Annotated in this window: 25 protein-coding genes and 3 tRNA genes; 17 read left to right on the top strand and 11 right to left on the bottom strand. The window is 67.1% G+C overall.

Translation table 11 applies throughout. The annotated features are described in order from the left end of the window. Window positions 1–59 precede the first annotated feature (59 nt). Entirely contained in the window at window positions 60–710 is a 651-nt protein-coding gene (locus tag C441_RS09435; RefSeq protein ID WP_049920526.1) for a type 1 glutamine amidotransferase, read from the top strand. On the opposite strand, the gene nucS is transcribed toward C441_RS09435, so the two are convergent. Next, the gene (gene nucS / locus C441_RS09430; protein WP_007274890.1) at window positions 711–1,511 is read right to left on the bottom strand and encodes an endonuclease NucS; all 801 of its coding nucleotides are present in this window, start codon (window positions 1,509–1,511) and stop codon (window positions 711–713) included. A gap of 122 nt (window positions 1,512–1,633) precedes the next feature. On the opposite strand from nucS, the gene C441_RS09425 reads away from it, so the two are divergent. The 9 genes from C441_RS09425 (at window position 1,634) to C441_RS09390 (ending at window position 6,811) form a co-directional block, all read left to right on the top strand. Then, complete coding sequence (locus C441_RS09425) at window positions 1,634–2,089, top strand: pyridoxamine 5'-phosphate oxidase family protein (protein WP_007274889.1); 456 nt, start codon at window positions 1,634–1,636, stop codon at window positions 2,087–2,089. 118 nt (window positions 2,090–2,207) lie between these two features. Further along, window positions 2,208–3,065, top strand: a complete 858-nt coding sequence (locus C441_RS09420; protein ID WP_007274888.1) for a DUF5995 family protein — start codon at window positions 2,208–2,210, stop codon at window positions 3,063–3,065. A gap of 56 nt (window positions 3,066–3,121) precedes the next feature. Then, on the top strand, window positions 3,122–3,523 hold the full coding sequence (locus C441_RS09415; protein ID WP_007274887.1) for a winged helix-turn-helix domain-containing protein: 402 nt from the start codon (window positions 3,122–3,124) through the stop codon (window positions 3,521–3,523). A gap of 112 nt (window positions 3,524–3,635) precedes the next feature. Continuing rightward, window positions 3,636–3,800: a DUF7560 family zinc ribbon protein gene (locus tag C441_RS09410; protein WP_004970472.1), complete on the top strand. Its 165-nt coding sequence runs from the start codon at window positions 3,636–3,638 to the stop codon at window positions 3,798–3,800. Between the two features lie 106 nt (window positions 3,801–3,906). Continuing rightward, the gene (locus C441_RS19905) at window positions 3,907–4,053 is read left to right on the top strand and encodes a DUF7560 family zinc ribbon protein (RefSeq protein ID WP_004970471.1); all 147 of its coding nucleotides are present in this window, start codon (window positions 3,907–3,909) and stop codon (window positions 4,051–4,053) included. Between the two features lie 162 nt (window positions 4,054–4,215). Next, a complete protein-coding gene (locus C441_RS09405; protein WP_004970470.1) occupies window positions 4,216–4,677 on the top strand; it encodes a pyridoxamine 5'-phosphate oxidase family protein in 462 nt (153 codons plus the stop codon). Between the two features lie 87 nt (window positions 4,678–4,764). Further along, the gene (locus C441_RS09400) at window positions 4,765–5,412 is read left to right on the top strand and encodes a DNA-binding protein (RefSeq protein WP_007274886.1); all 648 of its coding nucleotides are present in this window, start codon (window positions 4,765–4,767) and stop codon (window positions 5,410–5,412) included. Between the two features lie 94 nt (window positions 5,413–5,506). Further along, window positions 5,507–5,899: a winged helix-turn-helix domain-containing protein gene (locus C441_RS09395; RefSeq protein ID WP_007274885.1), complete on the top strand. Its 393-nt coding sequence runs from the start codon at window positions 5,507–5,509 to the stop codon at window positions 5,897–5,899. A gap of 102 nt (window positions 5,900–6,001) precedes the next feature. Beyond that, window positions 6,002–6,811: a DUF7537 family lipoprotein gene (locus C441_RS09390; protein WP_007274884.1), complete on the top strand. Its 810-nt coding sequence runs from the start codon at window positions 6,002–6,004 to the stop codon at window positions 6,809–6,811. Window positions 6,812–7,088: 277 nt separating this feature from the next. Here C441_RS09390 and C441_RS09385 read toward each other — a convergent pair. From C441_RS09385 to C441_RS09355, 7 genes are all read right to left on the bottom strand, one after another. Next, window positions 7,089–7,162, bottom strand: a tRNA-Phe gene (locus C441_RS09385). 49 nt (window positions 7,163–7,211) lie between these two features. Continuing rightward, window positions 7,212–7,937 (bottom strand): DUF2270 domain-containing protein, encoded by a 726-nt coding sequence (locus C441_RS09380; RefSeq protein WP_049920525.1) that lies wholly within the window; start codon window positions 7,935–7,937, stop codon window positions 7,212–7,214. A 168-nt stretch (window positions 7,938–8,105) separates the two neighbouring features. Next, window positions 8,106–8,300, bottom strand: a complete 195-nt coding sequence (locus C441_RS09375) for a cold-shock protein (protein WP_004057909.1) — start codon at window positions 8,298–8,300, stop codon at window positions 8,106–8,108. A 160-nt stretch (window positions 8,301–8,460) separates the two neighbouring features. After that, on the bottom strand, window positions 8,461–8,655 hold the full coding sequence (locus C441_RS09370) for a cold-shock protein (protein ID WP_004057907.1): 195 nt from the start codon (window positions 8,653–8,655) through the stop codon (window positions 8,461–8,463). 431 nt (window positions 8,656–9,086) lie between these two features. Next, a tRNA-Phe gene (locus C441_RS09365) sits at window positions 9,087–9,160 on the bottom strand. A gap of 61 nt (window positions 9,161–9,221) precedes the next feature. After that, window positions 9,222–9,890: a hypothetical protein gene (locus C441_RS09360; protein ID WP_004970465.1), complete on the bottom strand. Its 669-nt coding sequence runs from the start codon at window positions 9,888–9,890 to the stop codon at window positions 9,222–9,224. 44 nt (window positions 9,891–9,934) lie between these two features. Next, window positions 9,935–10,333 (bottom strand): VanZ family protein, encoded by a 399-nt coding sequence (locus C441_RS09355; RefSeq protein WP_007274882.1) that lies wholly within the window; start codon window positions 10,331–10,333, stop codon window positions 9,935–9,937. A gap of 105 nt (window positions 10,334–10,438) precedes the next feature. Here C441_RS09355 and C441_RS09350 point away from each other — a divergent pair, with 105 nt between their 5' ends. Continuing rightward, on the top strand, window positions 10,439–10,642 hold the full coding sequence (locus tag C441_RS09350) for a hypothetical protein (RefSeq protein ID WP_007274881.1): 204 nt from the start codon (window positions 10,439–10,441) through the stop codon (window positions 10,640–10,642). A gap of 156 nt (window positions 10,643–10,798) precedes the next feature. Here C441_RS09350 and C441_RS09345 read toward each other — a convergent pair. Then, window positions 10,799–10,872, bottom strand: a tRNA-Val gene (locus C441_RS09345). 93 nt (window positions 10,873–10,965) lie between these two features. Between C441_RS09345 and C441_RS09340 the strand changes: the two genes are divergently transcribed. The 5 genes from C441_RS09340 (at window position 10,966) to C441_RS09320 (ending at window position 15,562) form a co-directional block, all read left to right on the top strand. After that, window positions 10,966–11,463, top strand: a complete 498-nt coding sequence (locus C441_RS09340; RefSeq protein WP_004970463.1) for a DUF192 domain-containing protein — start codon at window positions 10,966–10,968, stop codon at window positions 11,461–11,463. Window positions 11,464–11,503: 40 nt separating this feature from the next. After that, window positions 11,504–11,773: a DUF7538 family protein gene (locus tag C441_RS09335; protein WP_007274880.1), complete on the top strand. Its 270-nt coding sequence runs from the start codon at window positions 11,504–11,506 to the stop codon at window positions 11,771–11,773. Window positions 11,774–11,901: 128 nt separating this feature from the next. Then, complete coding sequence (locus tag C441_RS09330) at window positions 11,902–12,795, top strand: NosD domain-containing protein (RefSeq protein WP_007274879.1); 894 nt, start codon at window positions 11,902–11,904, stop codon at window positions 12,793–12,795. A 62-nt stretch (window positions 12,796–12,857) separates the two neighbouring features. Continuing rightward, window positions 12,858–14,795 carry an ABC transporter ATP-binding protein gene (locus C441_RS09325; protein ID WP_007274878.1) on the top strand — a complete coding sequence of 646 codons (1,938 nt, stop codon included), beginning with the start codon at window positions 12,858–12,860 and terminating at the stop codon, window positions 14,793–14,795. Between the two features lie 44 nt (window positions 14,796–14,839). Beyond that, the gene (locus tag C441_RS09320; RefSeq protein ID WP_007274877.1) at window positions 14,840–15,562 is read left to right on the top strand and encodes a creatininase family protein; all 723 of its coding nucleotides are present in this window, start codon (window positions 14,840–14,842) and stop codon (window positions 15,560–15,562) included. 63 nt (window positions 15,563–15,625) lie between these two features. On the opposite strand, the gene C441_RS09315 is transcribed toward C441_RS09320, so the two are convergent. Both C441_RS09315 and C441_RS09310 read right to left on the bottom strand, forming a co-directional pair. Beyond that, entirely contained in the window at window positions 15,626–16,069 is a 444-nt protein-coding gene (locus C441_RS09315) for a DUF5790 family protein (protein ID WP_007274876.1), read from the bottom strand. A gap of 93 nt (window positions 16,070–16,162) precedes the next feature. Beyond that, window positions 16,163–16,504, bottom strand: a complete 342-nt coding sequence (locus C441_RS09310) for a dihydroneopterin aldolase family protein (RefSeq protein ID WP_007274875.1) — start codon at window positions 16,502–16,504, stop codon at window positions 16,163–16,165. A gap of 100 nt (window positions 16,505–16,604) precedes the next feature. On the opposite strand from C441_RS09310, the gene azf reads away from it, so the two are divergent. Further along, window positions 16,605–17,393 (top strand): NAD-dependent glucose-6-phosphate dehydrogenase, encoded by a 789-nt coding sequence (gene azf, locus C441_RS09305; protein ID WP_007274874.1) that lies wholly within the window; start codon window positions 16,605–16,607, stop codon window positions 17,391–17,393. Window positions 17,394–17,414 lie beyond the last annotated feature (21 nt).

The raw sequence follows: 17,414 nt of genomic DNA, 5'->3' as shown, positions 1-17,414 counted from the left end.
GGGCCGACCGTCCCGGCCGGGAGACAGTCTTATGCGCCGCCGCCGCCACGATTCGGACCATGTTGCTCGTCTGCGACTGTATGCCTGCGGACGGCCCCACGTACTTCACCGACGCGCTCGCCGACCTCGCGCTCGACGGCCGCGAGGGGACCGTTCACTCGCTTCCCGACGACGGCCTCCCGACGCTCTCGGACGTCGACGCCGTCGTCCTCACCGGGAGCACCGCGGGCGTCTACGAGACCGACGAGCGGCCGTGGCTCGACGACGCGCGCCTGCTCGCCCGCGACCTCGTCGCCCGCGAACTGCCCACGCTGGGCGTCTGCTTCGGCCACCAGCTCGTCAACGACGCCCTCGGCGGCACCGTCGAAGCCGGCGACCAGCGCCGCGGCATCGCCGACGTGGACCTCGGCGACGACCCCCTGTTCGAGGGCGTCTCCGAGCGCATCCCGATGGTCCACGGCGACTACGTCGTCGCCCCCGGCGACCGCATGGAGACCGTCGCCGCCGCGGACTACTACGACCACCTCGCGACCCGCCACGAGGACGCGCCCCTCTGGACGGTCCAGTACCACCCCGAGTTCACGGCCGCCCTCCTCGACCGCGTCGCCGACGACTTCGGCTGGCCCGGCGACGACGCCGACCGCGACTTCGGAGACGTGACGGCCGACCGAACCGTCGAGAACTTCGCCGCCGCCGCCGGGCTGGACTGATTAGGCGTCGTCGCCGTCGTCGCTGTCTCTGCTTTCTCCTTCGCCCCCGCTTTCACTCTCGTCCTCCTCGACCGGCGGTTCGCCCGTCTCGGGGTCGAGCGCGACGAACTCCAGCCCCTCGCGGTCGAGCATGTCGGCGGCTCGCTCCGTCACCGAGGGAGCGACGAGGACGCCGCGAATCGGCTCGTCGTCGCCGAATTCGCGGTGGAGCGCGTCCACGTACCGGCGGAGCTGACTCGCCGCCGAGGGACCGACGCGCCGGCGCTTCAACTCCACGACGACCGGGACGCCGTCGGCGTCCTCGCCGAAGATGTCGATAGCGCCCGCGTCGCTCTGCCGCTCGGTTTCGAGAGGCTCGAAGCCCGGTTCGAGGATTTCGGGATCCGCGAGGATGTGCTGACGCAGGTCCTCCTCGCTCCCGACGAGTTCGAGGTCGCTCCGGTCGTCGACGGCGTAGGCCGAACACTGCTCGACGCGCTCGAACCGCACGTCGAGTCGCTCGTCGGGGCTCGTGCGCGTGCTCCGGACCCGAAGCCGGCCGTCGCGGACGCTCGCGGAGTGAGTGCATCCCGGCGGTTGCCAGTTGACCGGCGTCCGCTTCTCGTCGGTGTGGACCAGAATCGAGCCGTCCGGCTTCAGGACGACGAGCCGGTCCCCGGGACCGAGTTCGCTCGTCGCGCGGCCGTCGTAATCGACCGTGCACCGACCGAATATCGTCACCATGTCGCCGCGCTCGAAGGCGGCTTCGAGGTGGACGAGGGCGTCTCGGTGCGTCGGCCGGTGGAGTGTGTTCACCGTCATCCGGGTGTCGTCCCGCGGTTCGTCGTCGTCGGGGATAAGCCCCGCGTCGCGGGCCGCCCGCGGTGCACGCCGCCGGCTCGGTTCGCTGGCAGGCTTATGTCATCTCCGTGCGTATACGTACCATGGCCCCTGACTTCGCCCAACACAACCGAATCGAGATGTCGGCCGAGGAGATAAACCGCCTGCTCCGCGAGGAGGGCGTCGGCGTTCTCTCGCTCGCGGACGACGGCGTCGCCTACGGGATTCCCCTCTCGTTCGGCTACGACGCCGACCGGGAGCGGCTCTACTTCGTCTTCCTCCGGCCCGGGGAGTCCTCGAAGAAGACCGAGTTCGCCGAGCGGACCGCCCGCGCGAGCTTCGCGGTCTGGAACGCCCCCTCGCGGGACGAGTGGGAGAGCGTCGTCGTCGACGGCGAACTCCGCCGGGTCGACGACGGCGACTGGGACCGCGTCCGCGACGTGCTCGGAGACAACGCGTGGTATCCGACCCTGTTCTCGGAGACGGAGCCGATGCAGGACATCCTCGGCTGGGAGCTTCGCATCGCGTCCCGGTCGGGGCTTCAACGCCGGCGCGCGTGAGCGCCGGGTCGCCGCGTGGCCCGTCGCGGCCACCAGTGCGGCCGACCCTCGCACGCCGGGGTCGACCCCCGCGCGCCGGTATCGTTATCGAAGCCGGGACCGTCTGAGCGTTCAGCCGATGCAACGGACGACGTTCGAGGAGGCCAGAAAGCTCGCGGCCGCGGTGCGGACGCCGAACCCGTCGCTCTCCGGCGTCGCCCGCGACGCGAGCGCGGAGGTTCTCGCCCTCGTCGACGCGCCGTTCCGAGACGTGGCCGACGCCCACGACCGCCTGTCGGCGCTCGAATCGCTCCTGTACGAGCGCGGCGACCGCCGCGCCGCGTTCCTGACTATCTACGCCCGCGTGACCGCCGAGGTCGACCGCGGCCTCGGCGGCGACGAGTTCGCCGACCCCGACTGGGTCGCCGACTACCTCGTCACCTTCGCGGACCACTACCGCCGGGCGTTCCGCGCCTTCGAGCGCGGCGACCACGACGACGTGCCCGACCCGTGGCGACTCTCCTTCGAGACGGCGCTCGCCGGGGAGTCGCTCGTCGTACAGGACGTGTTGCTCGGCGTCAACGCCCACGTGAACTACGACCTCGCGCTGGCGCTCCACGAGGTCGGCATCGACCCCGACCGCCCCGCGAAGTACGACGACCACCGCCGCATCAACCGGGTCCTCCGCCGCCTCGTCGACGAGGAACAGGACCTCATCGCCGAGCGGTACGCCGAGGGCGTCGCCGACATCGACGAGTCGTTGGGTCGGCTGGACGAGGCGCTGTCGTTTTTCACGCTCCGCGAGGGGCGGCGGAACGCGTGGCGCGGCGCGGTCGCCCTGACGGACGGCCGGTTCCGCCCGGTCCGGCGCGTCGTCTACTGGTACTTGCGGAGCCTCACGATGGGCGCGGGCCGCTTTATCCTCGCGCCGAGTTCGAACCCCGCGGTGCGCCGCAGACTGGCGCAACTCGAAGCCGGCGACGAGTCGAGTACTTAAACCTCCCCGGATAGCGCGGGGGGAGATACCTCCCGGTGTCCGTCGTCTATCGAAGTATGAACTCGCCTTCCGCAGTCGCCGCCCGAAGCGCATCGACGCTCGACCCGAACCGGACCCAGCAGGTCGCCGCGGAGCCGTCGGCGGTCCTCTCGGCGCTCAGCGACGGCGACAGCCGGCGAATCCTCGCCGCCTGCGATGGGGGCCCGCGGACCGCACAGGAGTGCGCCGAACTCTGTGACGTGCCGCTGTCGACGGTCTACCGGAAGCTCGACTCGCTCACCGAGGCGTCGCTCCTCGACGAGCGACTGCGGGTCCAGACGGCGACGCACCACCCGCGGGAGTTCGCGACCAACTTCGACACGCTCTCGTTTTCGTTCGACGACGCGGGCGTGTCGCTCGCGTTCCGGCAGGTCGCCACCGACGGCGGCGAAGACGGCTCGGAGGCCCGGTCGCGATGACCTCGATGAGCGCGTCGACGCGGTCGCCGTCGCCGCCCGCGACGCGGGGCGTCGAATCGACGCGACGGACGGAGCGAACCGAGACGGCGCTCGCCTCGCCGGAGGTGGACTGATGAGCGCGACACCGACGCCGGCGGACGACTACGAGTTCACCTGTCCGCAGTGCGGCGAGGGCTTCGCCGTCAACGGCGGGATGCGCGCGGCGGTCCTCGAACGCGGCTGTCCCATCTGCGGAAGCCCCGCCTCGACCGACGCCTTCGACCCATGTCCCGCGTGAGTCGCAGTTCCCCGTCGCGTCCGGCCGCGGCGCGCGGCCCGTCGCGCGCCCGGCGTTCGAGAAACAGTAGGCTACATATACGTGTGCCACGCGTACTACGAACCACATGAGCGACAGCGCGGACTACACGTTCGTCTGCCCGGAGTGTGCGGAGTCCATGCTGGTCAACGACTCCATGCGCGACGCCCTCCTCGAAAACGGCTGTGTCATCTGTAGCGCCGCGCTCACGACGGACGCCTTTTCGACCGCCTGAGCGCCCCCCTGTTCCCGACCCGCCCGCGACCCGCCAGCCGCCCGCGATTCGCCCGCGACCCGTCCCCGACCGAGTCCGCCGATTTCGCCCGACTGGACTCGCGCGGGCGTCGCCGAGAAGTAACAGTAATTACGTCGGCCGCGAGTCTGGTGGTACGAACCGATGTCTCTGGACCAACAGACCGAACTCTCGCCCGACGAGATACACGAGGTTCTCGCTCGTCACGAGACGGGCGTCCTCTCGCTCGCGAAGGCGGACGAACCATACGCGATTCCCATCTCCTACGGCTACGACGGCGAGAGCGGTCGGTTCTATCTCCGACTCGTCTCCACGCCCGAAAGCGAAAAGCGGCAGTTCCTCACGTCGTCGCCGCGGGCGCGACTCGTCGTCCACGAGTCGAACGACGGGAGCTATCGGAGCATCATCGCCGAGGGGACGCTCGAACGCGTCGACCCCGACGAGCTGACCGTCGAACGAATCGTCCAGTACGGCAAGGCAAAGCGCCCGCTGTTCGAAATCTGGGGCGAGACGAAGCGCGACCTCGACATCCAACTGTTCGAACTCGACCCCGAGACGCTCAGCGGCCGGGCCGTCGAACTGGACGACGCGGAGTCCGACCAGTAATGTCCGCGGTCGTCGCATCCGGGACGGCCCTCGTCGCGGCGGTCGCCCCGCCCTGCGACGAACCCCGACTCGCCCGCGCGTAACACGATGCCAGCCGGTATTCGCGCCACGGTCGAGTTCGCCTCGCCGTCGGTCTGCCCCGTCGCCTCGGTCGCCCACTCGACGGACTCCGTCGTCGATTCCGTCTCGACCAGCGTCGTCTCCACCCCCGGCGACGTCAGCGTCTCCGAGTTCGTCGTCGAGGCCGACGACCCGCCGGAGGCGGCCGCGCTCGAACCCATCTTCTCCTACGGTTCGAAGCACCTCTATCGCTACACGCACGATGGGAGCGTCGGCTGTCCCTGCGAGTGCCTCGGCGAGTTCGGCTGTCCGGTCGACCGCTACTTCGCCCAGCGCGGCAGTCTGACGCTCGTCTTCCACGCCGCCGACTACGAGCAGTTACAGACCGTCATCGGCGAGCTTCGCGACCGCTTCCCCGGGCTCGACATCAAGCGCCTCGTGCGCTCGCCGACCGGCGACGCCCCCGGCGACAGCGTCTTCGTCGACCGCGGGAAGCTCACCGCCCGCCAACTCGAAGTCCTCCAGACCGCCTACGACATGGGCTACTTCGAGCGCCCGCGCGGGGCCAACGCGACCGAGGTCGCGGCCGAACTCGACATCAACCAGTCGACGTTCTCGGAACACCTCGCCGCCGCCCTGACGAAACTGCTCGGCGACGTCCTCGAAGAGGGCTAGCGACCGCCGCGGGCTCCCCTCCCCACCGGGGTATATAAACGTCCCACGCTATCGGGGTTGTCAGTTGGTCCCCGTTCGCCGATTCTACAGAAGTATGAGTCAGGCTTCGCTCCCGTTCGATTTCCGCTCCGCAACCGCTTCCTCGGAACCCCGCGTCGTCGACGACCACGCCGAGGTCGACGCGCTGTTTTCCCTTCTCGAAGACGACGACTGCCGGTGCATCCTCGACGCGACCGACGGCGTCGCCCGCTCGGCGAGCGAGCTCTCGGAGGCGTGCGACCTCCCGCTTTCGACGACCTACCGCAAACTCGACCCGCTCGTGGACGCCGGCCTCCTCTCGAAGCGCCTCCGCATCTCCCGCTCCGGCACCCACACGGCCGAATACGAACGCACCGTCGACGACGTGACCGTCTCCGTCACCCCGTCGGGCGTCGAAGTCCGCGTCTCGCACCGCGACGTGGCGCAGTCGGCGTCGGTCACCGCCTGAGCGTCGCGCTCACCTTTTCTATTCGCCAGTTTCGCGCCGGTCGCACCGATTCGACCGCGATTTGCTGTGCCTACTTAAGATTCTACTCGTCGTACGGTTGTCGTGTATTCCAACCGCATTCCAGTCCTGATCGTCGCAGTTCTCGTGCTCCTCGCCGGCTGTGCCGGCGGCGCTGACGTCGCGCCGGCCGCCCAGACCGACGACACTGGCGAGTCGACCGGCGGCGGTGACAGCGCGGATACCGGCGAGTCGACCGACGGCGACGACTTCGAACTGAGCGACCCCGAGCGACTCCTCCGCGACGCCGGGAGCTTCACCGTCAGTTGGTCGTACACCGGCGTCGACGCGGACGGCGTCGAAACCGCGGTCACCCGCGAGTTCGCCGCCGACCTCGAAACCGAACGGTCGTACACCCGCACGACGTCGACGACCGACGGTCAGCCGGACGAGGGAGCCGTCGAGCAGTTCGTCACAGACGGCGTGACGTACGTCCGGGTCGGCGACGGCGACGAGGCCACCTACACCTCCTACGAGGGGTCGACGGAAGTCCTCGCCACCGCCATCGCGCTCTCGCAGGCCCGCGCGTACGGCGCTGACGACGACCTGACGTTCGCCGGCACCGAGACGTTCGACGGCGCGTCCGTCGAGCGCTACGAGCTGTCGGCCGCCAACGAGGCGCTGATTCTCGCCGGGTCGGCCGCGGCGCAGGGCGAGCCCGGAAGCCTGGAGGTCACGAGCTTCGAGTACGTCGTCCTCGTCGACGAAGACGGCCTCTCGCGCCACGAATCGTGGTCGTTCTCGGGGCGGATGGACGACGGGTCCGAGGTGAGCGGGTCGTGGGAGTACTCGCTCACGGGCGTCGGCTCGACGACCGTCGACGAACCCGCGTGGCTCGACGAAGCGCGGGCGTAGGCGGGGTTTCGGCTCTCACTCTCGGCCTTAAATTGGGGGTACCTCCCGTATTTGAACCTCACTCGCAAATCGGAGATCTGCTCGCTGGTTCGAAACTGCCCGAGCCCACGAACTCTGTGCGAGCGACAGCGAGCACGAATTCGTGAACCGAGGAAGAAATCGAACCTTGCGGCAACCGAGCGAAGCGAGGTTGACGGGGCGGTTCAGAATCCGGTCGGGTGGCATTTTCACTGCTCACGATTCGGTCGCTCCGCTCTCTCGGTAGTTCGCAGAAAAATGCCGCCTCCCGGATTTGAACCGGGGACAGCTCGATCTTCAGTCGAGTGCTCTCCCAGTCTGAGCTAAGGCGGCGCGATTCGACAGACGCACAGGAGCGAAAAAACCATTTCGAATTGCGACGCTACGACCCGCCGTACTCCGACTCCTCCCACCCCGTCACGTCGCTCGGGATGAGTTCGCCGTTGACGTGCCACTCGCGCGGGCGGAACGAGACGCCGAACAGCGTCGCGTAGAACCCCGCGACGAACGCGACGATGATGTTGCCGGGGATGCCGCCGATGCCGGCGCTCCCGACGAGCGTCGCACCGTCCGTGTACGCCGTCAACTGGATGACCCACGCGACGAGCATCACGACGAAAAGCGGCAGGTACACCCGCCGGAGCCGATGCGCCAGCGCCTCCTCGAAGGGTATCTTCATGTTCGGCGTGCGGTAGTCCTCGCCGAGTTTCTTCCGCCAGTCCTCGTCGAGGACGCCGCCGTCGGGATCGAGCGCGTACGCCCAGACGTTCTGCTGGAACATCCGAACCCGCGAGCGCCAGATGTCGTACGCGCGGAAGCGCCGCGCCTCGATACAGAGGAAGATGCTCAGCGTCACCACCCCGAGGAGGATGATGTAGTGCGGGTGCGTTTGTGCGGAAAACGACCACGTCAGAATCCCGGCCATCAGCGTAATCGCCCAGTTGCTGGTCCGGTCCAGCCGCTCCCGCCACGATTTCATCCGGTGTATCTCGCCCCGGTAGAGGTGTGCGAACGACGAACCCGGGCCCATCGTCTCGTCGAAGACGCCCGCGCCGATGTGGGAGTCGTCCATTCCCGCGGGAGGTTCAAGCTCCCCGTCGTCGGACATTGTTGTTCATTTGATGCACAACTACCGAGGGATAAGAGCCTTCTGGGTTGTGAGTTGGGGTGGCGACTGTCTGACGCGCGCCGTCCTGCGTCGGACAGCCTCGCGGCTCAGAGTGTGTAAAAAAACGCTCAGAAATCGATTCGTCTGGTACTGAATTCGGAAACCGAATTACAGGCGCGTGACGTTCGTCGCGCGCGGGCCCTTGGGGGCCTGCTCGATGTCGAACTCCACTTCCTGACCCTCTTCGAGGTCCGGACCGCCAACATCTTCCATGTGGAAGAACACGTCGTCGTCCGCGTCGTCAGTAGAGATGAAACCGTAGCCGCCAGTGTCGTTGAAGAAGTCGACCTTACCTTTCGCCATTGCAACCGTACAACGTGCCTGCGAACGGATAACCCTTCCGCATGGCGAGGGTATCGCTCGCCCGACTCGCGGTGCGCCGCCGAGCGCCGCCGCTCGCGGGCGTGAAAAACGGAAGAAAGTTCGTCAGTCTGTGAATGTACTGCGGTGAACGGAAACCTGCTTAGAGGCGGGTGACGTTCGTCGCGCGCGGGCCCTTGGGGGCCTGCTCGATGTCGAATTCGATCTCCTGACCCTCTTCGAGGTCCGGACCGCCAACATCTTCCATGTGGAAGAACACGTCGTCGTCCGCGTCGTCAGTAGAGATGAAACCGTAGCCGCCAGTGTCGTTGAAGAAGTCGACCTTACCTTTCGCCATTGCCTTTGAATCAAGCGACCTCACGCGGATAAGTCTTCTGAAGAACGCCTCTGGGTCCAGCGGTGCCGTGTGTTCGGTTCTCCGGGGTTGAAACGTCTGAATGCTGTCTTGTTCGATTGCGCCGCCCGGAATTCGATTGCCGCCGACCGAGGGTGACTCTCGGTCGCTCCGCTCCCTCGGTAGTTCGCAGAAAAATGCCGCCTCCCGGATTTGAACCTCGCTCGCAAATCTTCGATTTGCTCGCTGGTTCAGAATCCGGTCGGGTGGCAGTTACAGTACCTGCCACGCTCGCTTCGCTCGGTGGTCAGGTACAGAGAAATGCCGCCTCCCGGATTTGAACCGAAAGAAGACTCACTCCGTTCGACTTCTTGGGTTCAAATCAGTCCGGCGTCGTTTCTTCGATTCTTCGCCCCGCTCAGAATCTCAGAATATGCCGCCTCCCGGATTTGAACCGGGGACAGCTCGATCTTCAGTCGAGTGCTCTCCCAGTCTGAGCTAAGGCGGCTCGCACTCTTCCGAAGCCGGACCGAATCAAAAAGGCTTTCGAATCGCCCGTCGGCGTCCGGTCAGCGGTGCCGGCCGCCCGTCGGGCTCGCCCGCGCCCGCTCCGCCCGCGAACGAATCCCCTTGAGCATCTTCCGCTCCATGGCGAACTGGACCGGCTCGACGACCAATCGGTTCATCGCGCGCTCGCGGAGCGTCTCCGACCGCCCGCGGAACCTGACGACCAGCCGCGTCGCGCCGGGCGCAACCTCGTGCAACGCGAAGGTCCACGTCGCCGGGCTCTCTCCGGTCTCCCAGCCCGGCGCGCTCAACACGAGGCTCCGCTCGGGGTCCACGAAGGCGACCCGGAACGACGGCGCGCCCGACCCCGGCGGGCCGAGTCGTATCTCGTCGCCCACGTCGAGTCGCTGGTGTTGCGGGAGGATTCGGTCCGCGTTGTGAATCTGCAGGCCGAAGAGGTTCTCCAGTCGCTCGTAGCTGTAGAACCCGCCGCGACCCTGCCCCAACTGGACGAGCCACGGCCAGACCGCCCGCGCGGGGGCCGTAATCGTAATCGCCCGCGTCGAGGAGACGTCCGCCTCGGCGACGAAGTCGTCACCGGGGAGCCACCCCGTCGCCTCGTCGTCTGTCGTCCCCCAGCGCCTATGCCACGGTCGAACCGCGAGGAGGTACGTCCCGACGACGCCGATTCCCGCGAGACCGAGTGCCCGGATGAGTCGTCTCGTGCCCATTGCCTTCACCGTTCGTGCCCCCTTGGAGAGGGGGTGAGATAATCCTACCTCCGGGATTCCGAACCGCGGGCGACCACGACCCAGACGATTCCACCGAGGGCCGCCCCGACGAGGTTCGCCCCCGCGTCGGCGACGCCGAACGACCGATACGGGAGCGTCGCCTGCACGAGTTCGATACCCGCGCCGAACGCGCCGGCGGCGACGACGGCCGCCGCGACCTCCTCGCGCCCCCTCGCGCGAATCGCGGACGCGACGGCGAATCCGAGACCGGCGTACCCGACCGCGTGGACCCACTTGTCGAGGCCGACGAGTCCGAACGGACCCATCGGTGTGAGGCTTCCCGGCGGCGTCGGAACGACCGACACCACGAGGACGACGAACGCGTACCCGAGGGCGACGGCCGCCCGCCGCGGGTTCTCGCGGAGTCGAGCGATTGGGTTCACTACTCGGTGGAGGGTTCGTGGTGGGCTAAAAGGGTTCGCGTCCTCGTGGCTCCGACCGCGACCACATGAAATTAAATAGCAGGTTGTCGACACGTTTCGACAACCGTGTCGCTACTCCCCCGCTGGTTCACCTCCAAGAACTTCGCAGTACAGCTCATCATCCTCGCGTTGGTCTTCGACCCGCTCGGGTTCGTCGGCGGCTACCTCCTCGGTCCGTCGCTGGGTGTCGAACCGCTCGTCGGCGGCGCGTTCGGTCTCGTCGCCGCCAACGTCCCGATGTCGCTTTTGGTGATGCAACGAAGTGTGTGAGTGGAGTCGGGCGGATTCGAACCTCGGTCGCTCGTATCGCAGTCGGTGTTCGGGCGGATTCGAACCACTCCGTCAACCTCGCTCCGCTCGGTTGCCGTAAGGTTCTCCCGCCCTCGGTTCACTAATTCGCGTTCGCTGTCGCTCACACAGAATTAGTGGGCTCGGGCGGATTCGAACCACCGACCTCAGCCTTGTAAAGGCCGCGTCATAACCAACTAGACCACGAGCCCTGCACCTCAATCGAGCCGGTTCGCGCTCATAACGGTTTTCGTTTCGACCGGTCCCCGGAACCCTTAGACGCGCGGCGACCGTCACGTCCGGCAATGACCTCTCGCGCGCGAATCGCCCTGCTCGTCGTCGCCGTCGTCGTCGCCGTCGCGAGCGTCGCGTATCTCTCTAACCCGGCGGTCGTCCCCGGCTCGACCGACGACTACGAACGAACCACGCTTACCGTCGTCGACGACGAGACCGGCGAGACCCTGGCGACCGTCGACGCCCGCGTCGCCGACACCCGCGCCAAGCGCTTTACCGGCCTGAGCGACACCGAATCGCTCGCCGAAAACGAGGGGATGTGGTTCGTCCACGACTCGTCGGGCACCTACGCCTACGTGATGCGCGACATGGACTTCCCCCTCGACATCGTCTTCGTCGCCGAAAACGGCACCATCACGCGCATCCACCACGCCGAACTCGACCCCGAGGGGACGAGCGAATCCGACCTCACCCGCTACCGCGGAACCGGGAAGTACGTCCTCGAACTCCCCTACGGCTACACGAACGAGACCGGCATCGACGCGGGCGACCGGGTCGAAGCCGAGTAGAAGCGAAACGCCCGAAGGGCCGGCGACCGTTGACCCCACTATGACAGCACACGTCGCGGCGCTCTCCGAACTCGAAGGCTGGCGCGCCGAGGAGTTCGCGGCGCGGGTCCACTACCGCGGGGCGGACGACGCCTACAGCATCGAGTACTACGAACCGTCCGACTGCGTCCTCTACTGGAAGGTGAAAGGCGACGGCGAAGTCGCGGTCCCCGTCGGCCGCGACACGGTCCCCGACCCGCTCCGCGAGCGCGTCCGACAGGACCTCGTCGAGGCCGGAATCGACCCCGAGGTCGAAGACCGAGTCGTCTGAGCGCCGACGGCGCGACCGACTCGCACCCATCCGTCGGCGTTGCAGTACGTCACGAATTATGATACGTAGTTGGTAACAATCTCACAATATCTGTATTTGTGCCGACGTGTTGTAGTTGGATAAGTGCCATGTCGACACACATCACGAGGAGAGGGGCGCTTCGCGGACTGGGTCTCGCCGCGCTTCCGGCGCTCGCGCCGGGCGTGTTGCAACTGCGGACCGACGAGGTGGGGCTTTCGGGATGCGCGAGCGTCACCGAGTCGGGGCGGTACTACCTCGACGGAGACCTCGACTGTCTGGAGGTTCTCGCCGACGACGTCCGCGTCGACGGCCGGGGCTACGCCGTGAACGGCGAGACGACGATTTCGGGCAGTCGCGTCTCGATAACCGATATCGTGCTGACGAAGGGGGGCCGAATCACGGATGCGAGTCGGGTGACGATAGCGGACTCGCAAGTCGTCGGCCATCCGGGCGACCAGTACGACCCGGTCCCGCAGTTCGTCCTCGCGGACACAGCGCGCTGTGCGGTGACGAACACGAGCTTTTTCATCTTCGAATCGGAGAGCGTCGTTCTCAGACGCACCACGCGGACCCGGTTCGAGTCGTGTACGCTCGTCAGTCCGGTCGTGCTCACGCTCACGGACTCGCACCGAAACGAGTTCGTCGACTGTGAGTTCCTGACCGAGGACTTCCCGGTAAGACTCGTCAGAAGCAATCGGAACGTGTTCCAGCGGAACCTCGCCGACGGCGGTGGCCCCGGGTTCCAACTCCGCGACAGCCACCGGAATCGCTTCGTCGAAAACGAGGTCGATATCATCATCGCCGGGTTCGAACTCGTCGGAAGCGACCGAAACTCCCTCCACGAGAACGTCGTGACGACCGGTCTCTCGGCTCACGGCGTCACGCTGGAGGACTCCCACCGCAACCGACTCATCCGGAACGACCTCTGCGGCGTCAGCCAACAGCCGGTCGTCGAATCCGGGGGTTCGAGCAGGAACACGGTTCGGAACGCCTCCTGTTGAGCTACCGGCGGCCCGCTCCCCCACCCGAGCGCTTTACTGCGCGCGCCCCCTGAACCGTTGTCGTGTCCCCTGAAACCGACGACGACCCGTTCGAGGACCAGCGAGCGCGGGTCGACAACCCGATGCGGCGGCTGTTCGCCGAGTACGGGCGCGACAACACCTTCGAGTTCCTTGTGGGCGTCCTCGCGAGCGTCGCCGCCCGCGTGCTCGACCTCATGCCGCCGGTCGTCCTCGGCCTCGCCATCGACGCCATCATCCGGCAGGAGACGTCGTTCGCGGCCGGTTTCCCCGTCGTCCCCGAGGCGTGGATTGCCCCGTTCGTCCCCGCGACCCGAGACGGCCAGTTCTTCTTGGCGGTCGGCATCATCGTGTTCAGTTTCACCGCCGGCGCGCTGTTCCACTGGCTCCGCAACTGGGGCTGGAACGCCTTCGCCCAGCAGATTCAACACGACGTTCGGACCGACACCTACGACCGGATGCAACTGCTCAACATGGACTTCTTCGCCGACAAGCAGACCGGCGAGATGATGTCCATCCTCTCGAACGACGTGAACCGCCTCGAACGGTTCCTCAACGACGGGATGAACTCGTTTTTCCGCCTGTTCGTGATGGTCGTCGCCATCGCGGTGGTCCTCCTCTCGTACAACTGGCAACTCGCGCTCGTCGCGCTGTTGCCGGTGCCGCTCATCGCGCTGTTCACGTGGAAGTTCGTCGGCATCATCCAGCCGAAGTACGCCGACGTGCGCTCGTCGGTCGGCAAACTCAACTCCCGGCTGGAGAACAACCTCGGCGGCATTCAGGTCATCAAGACGTTCAACGCCGAACCCCACGAATCGGACCGCGTCGACGGCGTCTCGATGGACTACTTCGACGCCAACTGGGACGCCATCAACACCCGAATCAAGTTCTTCCCGGCGCTCCGCATCCTCGCGGGCATCGGCTTTTCGCTCACCTTCGTCGTCGGCGGCCTGTGGGTCATCAACGGACAGGGTCCCGGCCCCTTCACCGGCGACCTCGAAATCGGCGAGTTCGTCACGTTCATCCTGCTCACCCAGCAGTTCGTCTGGCCGCTGGCTCAGTTCGGGCAGATTATCAACATGTACCAGCGCGCCCGCGCGTCCAGCGCCCGCATCTTCGGCCTGATGGACGAGCCCGCGCGGCTGGCCGAACAGCCCGACGCGCCCGACCTCGCCGTCTCCGAGGGCCGCGTCGAGTACGACGACGTGACGTTCGGCTACGGCGACGGCGAGACCATCGTCGAGGACGTCTCCTTCGAGGTCGACGGCGGCGAGACGCTCGCGCTCGTCGGCCCCACGGGCGCGGGGAAATCGACGATTCTCAAGCTCCTGATGCGGATGTACGACCCCGACGAGGGGCGCGTCAGCGTCGACGGCCAGGACGTGCGCGGCGTGACCATCTCCAGCCTCCGCGAGTCAATCGCCTACGTCAGCCAAGAGACGTTCCTGTTCTACGGGACCGTCCGCGACAACATCACCTACGGGACGTTCGACGCCGACGACGAGGCGGTCGTCGCGGCCGCCAAGGCCGCCGAGGCCCACGAGTTCATCTCGAACCTCCCCGAGGGCTACGACACCAAGGTCGGCGAGCGCGGCGTGAAGCTCTCGGGCGGCCAGCGCCAGCGCGTCTCCATCGCCCGCGCCATCCTGAAAGACCCCGACATCCTCGTCCTCGACGAGGCGACCTCGGACGTGGACACCGAGACCGAGATGCTCATCCAGCGCTCGCTGGACGAACTCACGGCCGACCGGACGACGTTCAGCATCGCCCACCGCCTGTCGACCATCAAGGACGCAGAACAGATTCTCGTCCTCGAAGACGGCCGCATCGTCGAGCGCGGCACCCACGACGACCTCCTCGCGGAAGACGGCCTCTACGCCCACCTCTGGGGCGTGCAGGCCGGCGAAATCGACCAGCTCCCCGACGAGTTCGTCGAGCGCGCCGCCCGCCGGCAGGCCGAGGTCGACGCCGGCAACGACTGAGCGAAGCGCCCATCACTAAGGTCGGGGCCGTCCCTTCTGTCGCCATGCGACTCTCCGAGGCCACCTGGACCGAGGTCGCCGACCTCGACGCCGACCTCGCTCTCCTCCCGGTCGGAAGCACGGAACAGCACGGCCCGCACGCGCCGCTCGGAACCGACGCGCTCAACGCCGAATCGGTCGCCGAGGCCGGGGCCGAGGCGTTCGACGGCGAGGTCGTCGTCGGCCCGACCATCCCGGTCGGCGTCGCCGAGGAACACCGCGCGTTCGACGGCACGCTGTGGGTCTCCCCGGACACCTTCCGCGCGTACGTCCGCGAGACAATCGAATCGCTCGCCCACCACGGCTTCGACCGCGTCGTCGTCGTCAACGGCCACGGCGGCAACATCGACGCGCTGGCGGAACTCTGCCGGCGCGTCTCGCGGACGGGCGACGTTTACGCGGTCGCCTTCACGTGGTTCGACGCCGTCGGCGAGCACTCCTCGGACATGGGCCACGGCGGCCCGTTAGAAACCGCGCTCCTCCGCCACACGCACCCAGAACTGGTCCGCGAGGACCGAATCGACGAGGCCCGCGCGGGCGGTGCCGACCGCTGGGGCGAGTGGGTCTCGGGCGTCAACCTCGCCCACGACTCCGACGAGTTCACCGACAACGGCGTCGTCGGCGACCCCGCCGAGGGGGACGCCGACCGCGGCGCGGAACTGGAATCGCTCGCGGCCGACTCGCTCGCGTCGCTCCTCGACGCGGTCGAGAGTCGAGAACTCGACTGAACGGCCGCTGTCCGGCCCACCAGCCCACCGGCTCACCGATGGACTGGTCGGCCGGCGGGCGAGTTACTCCGCTTCTTCCTCGTCTTCGTCGTCGTCCGCGTCGGCGGCTTCCGCCGCCTCGGCCGCGTCGGTGAGCGCGCCGCGGAGTTGCGGCATCGTGTTGGTGAGGTCGCCGACGAGTTCGTAGGCCTCCTCCACCATCTCGATGAGTTCTTCCAGCTCTTCGATGGCCGCTTCGAGGTCCTCGGGGTCGTCGAACGCCTCGGCGCGCTGACCGATGACGTACCACTTCTTGGCCTGTCGGACGTGCTCGGCCGCGCCCTCGACGTTGAGCGAGGAGCGGAGGCCGTTGAGGACGCCGAGGACGTTGTCGGCCTCGGCCTCCCACACGTCGTCCGGGTCGGGGAGCGCCGACCGCGCCTCGCCGAGGTGCTCTTCGACGTCGGCGCGCATCTCCGCCGCCGCCTCTCCGAACAGGTCGTCGTCGCCGAGCGTGCTTTGACTCATGCTCACACGTTCGGCACGCGGGGGTTTAAAAACGACCCCGAAAGTGAAAGTGAAATCGAGCGACTCGGTCGCGGTCGCGGCCGATTTCCGACCTCACTCGACCGACACGAGTTTCATCAGCGGGTAGCCGTCTTCCATCTCCATTTCCGTCCGGACGCGGACGCCCTCGTAGTCGATTTCCATCTCGACTTCCATGAACCGCCCCGTGAGTTCGGTGTAGTCGGCGGTCGAGTCGGCGAGTTCGGTCTCCAGTGCGCCGTCGAGAATGTGCACCGAGACCGACTCGCAGTACGGTTGGTTCTCGATGGCCTCGGCCATGGCCCGTTCGAGGCTCCGGGCGCTGTCAGGGCTGACCGGCGTCCCGGCGAACTGGTGGTAGAGCGTCCCGAACTTGATGCCCGCCTCGAAGCAGGCCGTCTGCGGGTCTGTGACCATACCGGGAACTCCGCCGCCGCCGGGTAAAGTTCGCCGGTCGAGGTGGCGAGCGAGCGCGAATCGGTCCTTACTTAGCCTCCCTCGCCGGACGTAGAACCGAATGGACCAGCCGGTTTTGCTGACGGGGGCTGGCGGGCGCGTCGGCCAGGCGATACTAGGGCACATCGGCGACGCCTACGACTGGCGGCTTTTGGACCGCGAGCCACTCTCCGACGAGAAGATACCCGAATCGGTCGACCCCACGGAGGTGTACGTCGCCGACGTCACCGACGAGACCGCCGTGCGAAACGCCATGGACGGCGTCTACGCCGTCATCCACCTCGCGGGCGACCCGCGCCCCGAAGCGCCGTGGGACAGCGTCCTCCGGAACAACATCGACGGCACCCAACAGATGTTCGACGCCGCGGTCGACGCCGGCGTCGAGAAGTTCGCGTTCGCCTCCTCGAACCACGCCGTCGGGGCGTACGAGACCACGGACCGGACGCCCGACATGTACCGCCCGCACCACGAGTTCCGACTCGACGGGACGGAACTGCCGCGCCCGAGTAACCTCTACGGCGTGAGCAAGGCCGCCGGCGAGACGCTCGGTCGGTACTACCACGACCACCACGACATCTCGGTCGTGAACGTCCGCATCGGCAACCTCACTCAGCACCACCCGCCGAAGGAGTACGAGCGCGGACAGGCGATGTGGCTGTCGTACCGCGACTGCGCGCACCTCTTCGAGTGCTGTATCGAGGCCGACTACGACTACGAAATCGTCTACGGCATCTCCGACAACGACCGGAAGTACTACTCCATCGACCGCGCTCGGGCGGTGCTCGGCTACGACCCGCAGGACAACTCCGCCGAGTTCACCTTCGAGGGCGAACCGCTGGACGAGGCCTGACCGCGGCGTCGGAACCCCGGT

Source organism: Haloferax sulfurifontis ATCC BAA-897, assembly GCF_000337835.1.
GTDB lineage: Archaea > Halobacteriota > Halobacteria > Halobacteriales > Haloferacaceae > Haloferax > Haloferax denitrificans.
Note: the sequence above shows the minus strand (reverse complement) of the source record. Positions and strands in the feature narration are given on the sequence as shown.

Coding starts and splice junctions, on each gene's coding strand:
- C441_RS09435 (WP_049920526.1), top strand. CDS start 60: ATGTTGCTCGTCTGCGACTGTATGCCTGCGGACGGCCCCACGTACTTC.
- nucS (WP_007274890.1), bottom strand. CDS start 1,511: ATGACGGTGAACACACTCCACCGGCCGACGCACCGAGACGCCCTCGTC.
- C441_RS09425 (WP_007274889.1), top strand. CDS start 1,634: ATGGCCCCTGACTTCGCCCAACACAACCGAATCGAGATGTCGGCCGAG.
- C441_RS09420 (WP_007274888.1), top strand. CDS start 2,208: ATGCAACGGACGACGTTCGAGGAGGCCAGAAAGCTCGCGGCCGCGGTG.
- C441_RS09415 (WP_007274887.1), top strand. CDS start 3,122: ATGAACTCGCCTTCCGCAGTCGCCGCCCGAAGCGCATCGACGCTCGAC.
- C441_RS09410 (WP_004970472.1), top strand. CDS start 3,636: ATGAGCGCGACACCGACGCCGGCGGACGACTACGAGTTCACCTGTCCG.
- C441_RS19905 (WP_004970471.1), top strand. CDS start 3,907: ATGAGCGACAGCGCGGACTACACGTTCGTCTGCCCGGAGTGTGCGGAG.
- C441_RS09405 (WP_004970470.1), top strand. CDS start 4,216: ATGTCTCTGGACCAACAGACCGAACTCTCGCCCGACGAGATACACGAG.
- C441_RS09400 (WP_007274886.1), top strand. CDS start 4,765: ATGCCAGCCGGTATTCGCGCCACGGTCGAGTTCGCCTCGCCGTCGGTC.
- C441_RS09395 (WP_007274885.1), top strand. CDS start 5,507: ATGAGTCAGGCTTCGCTCCCGTTCGATTTCCGCTCCGCAACCGCTTCC.
- C441_RS09380 (WP_049920525.1), bottom strand. CDS start 7,937: ATGTCCGACGACGGGGAGCTTGAACCTCCCGCGGGAATGGACGACTCC.
- C441_RS09375 (WP_004057909.1), bottom strand. CDS start 8,300: ATGGCGAAAGGTAAGGTCGACTTCTTCAACGACACTGGCGGCTACGGT.
- C441_RS09370 (WP_004057907.1), bottom strand. CDS start 8,655: ATGGCGAAAGGTAAGGTCGACTTCTTCAACGACACTGGCGGCTACGGT.
- C441_RS09360 (WP_004970465.1), bottom strand. CDS start 9,890: ATGGGCACGAGACGACTCATCCGGGCACTCGGTCTCGCGGGAATCGGC.
- C441_RS09340 (WP_004970463.1), top strand. CDS start 10,966: ATGACCTCTCGCGCGCGAATCGCCCTGCTCGTCGTCGCCGTCGTCGTC.
- C441_RS09335 (WP_007274880.1), top strand. CDS start 11,504: ATGACAGCACACGTCGCGGCGCTCTCCGAACTCGAAGGCTGGCGCGCC.
- C441_RS09330 (WP_007274879.1), top strand. CDS start 11,902: ATGTCGACACACATCACGAGGAGAGGGGCGCTTCGCGGACTGGGTCTC.
- C441_RS09320 (WP_007274877.1), top strand. CDS start 14,840: ATGCGACTCTCCGAGGCCACCTGGACCGAGGTCGCCGACCTCGACGCC.
- C441_RS09315 (WP_007274876.1), bottom strand. CDS start 16,069: ATGAGTCAAAGCACGCTCGGCGACGACGACCTGTTCGGAGAGGCGGCG.
- C441_RS09310 (WP_007274875.1), bottom strand. CDS start 16,504: ATGGTCACAGACCCGCAGACGGCCTGCTTCGAGGCGGGCATCAAGTTC.
- azf (WP_007274874.1), top strand. CDS start 16,605: ATGGACCAGCCGGTTTTGCTGACGGGGGCTGGCGGGCGCGTCGGCCAG.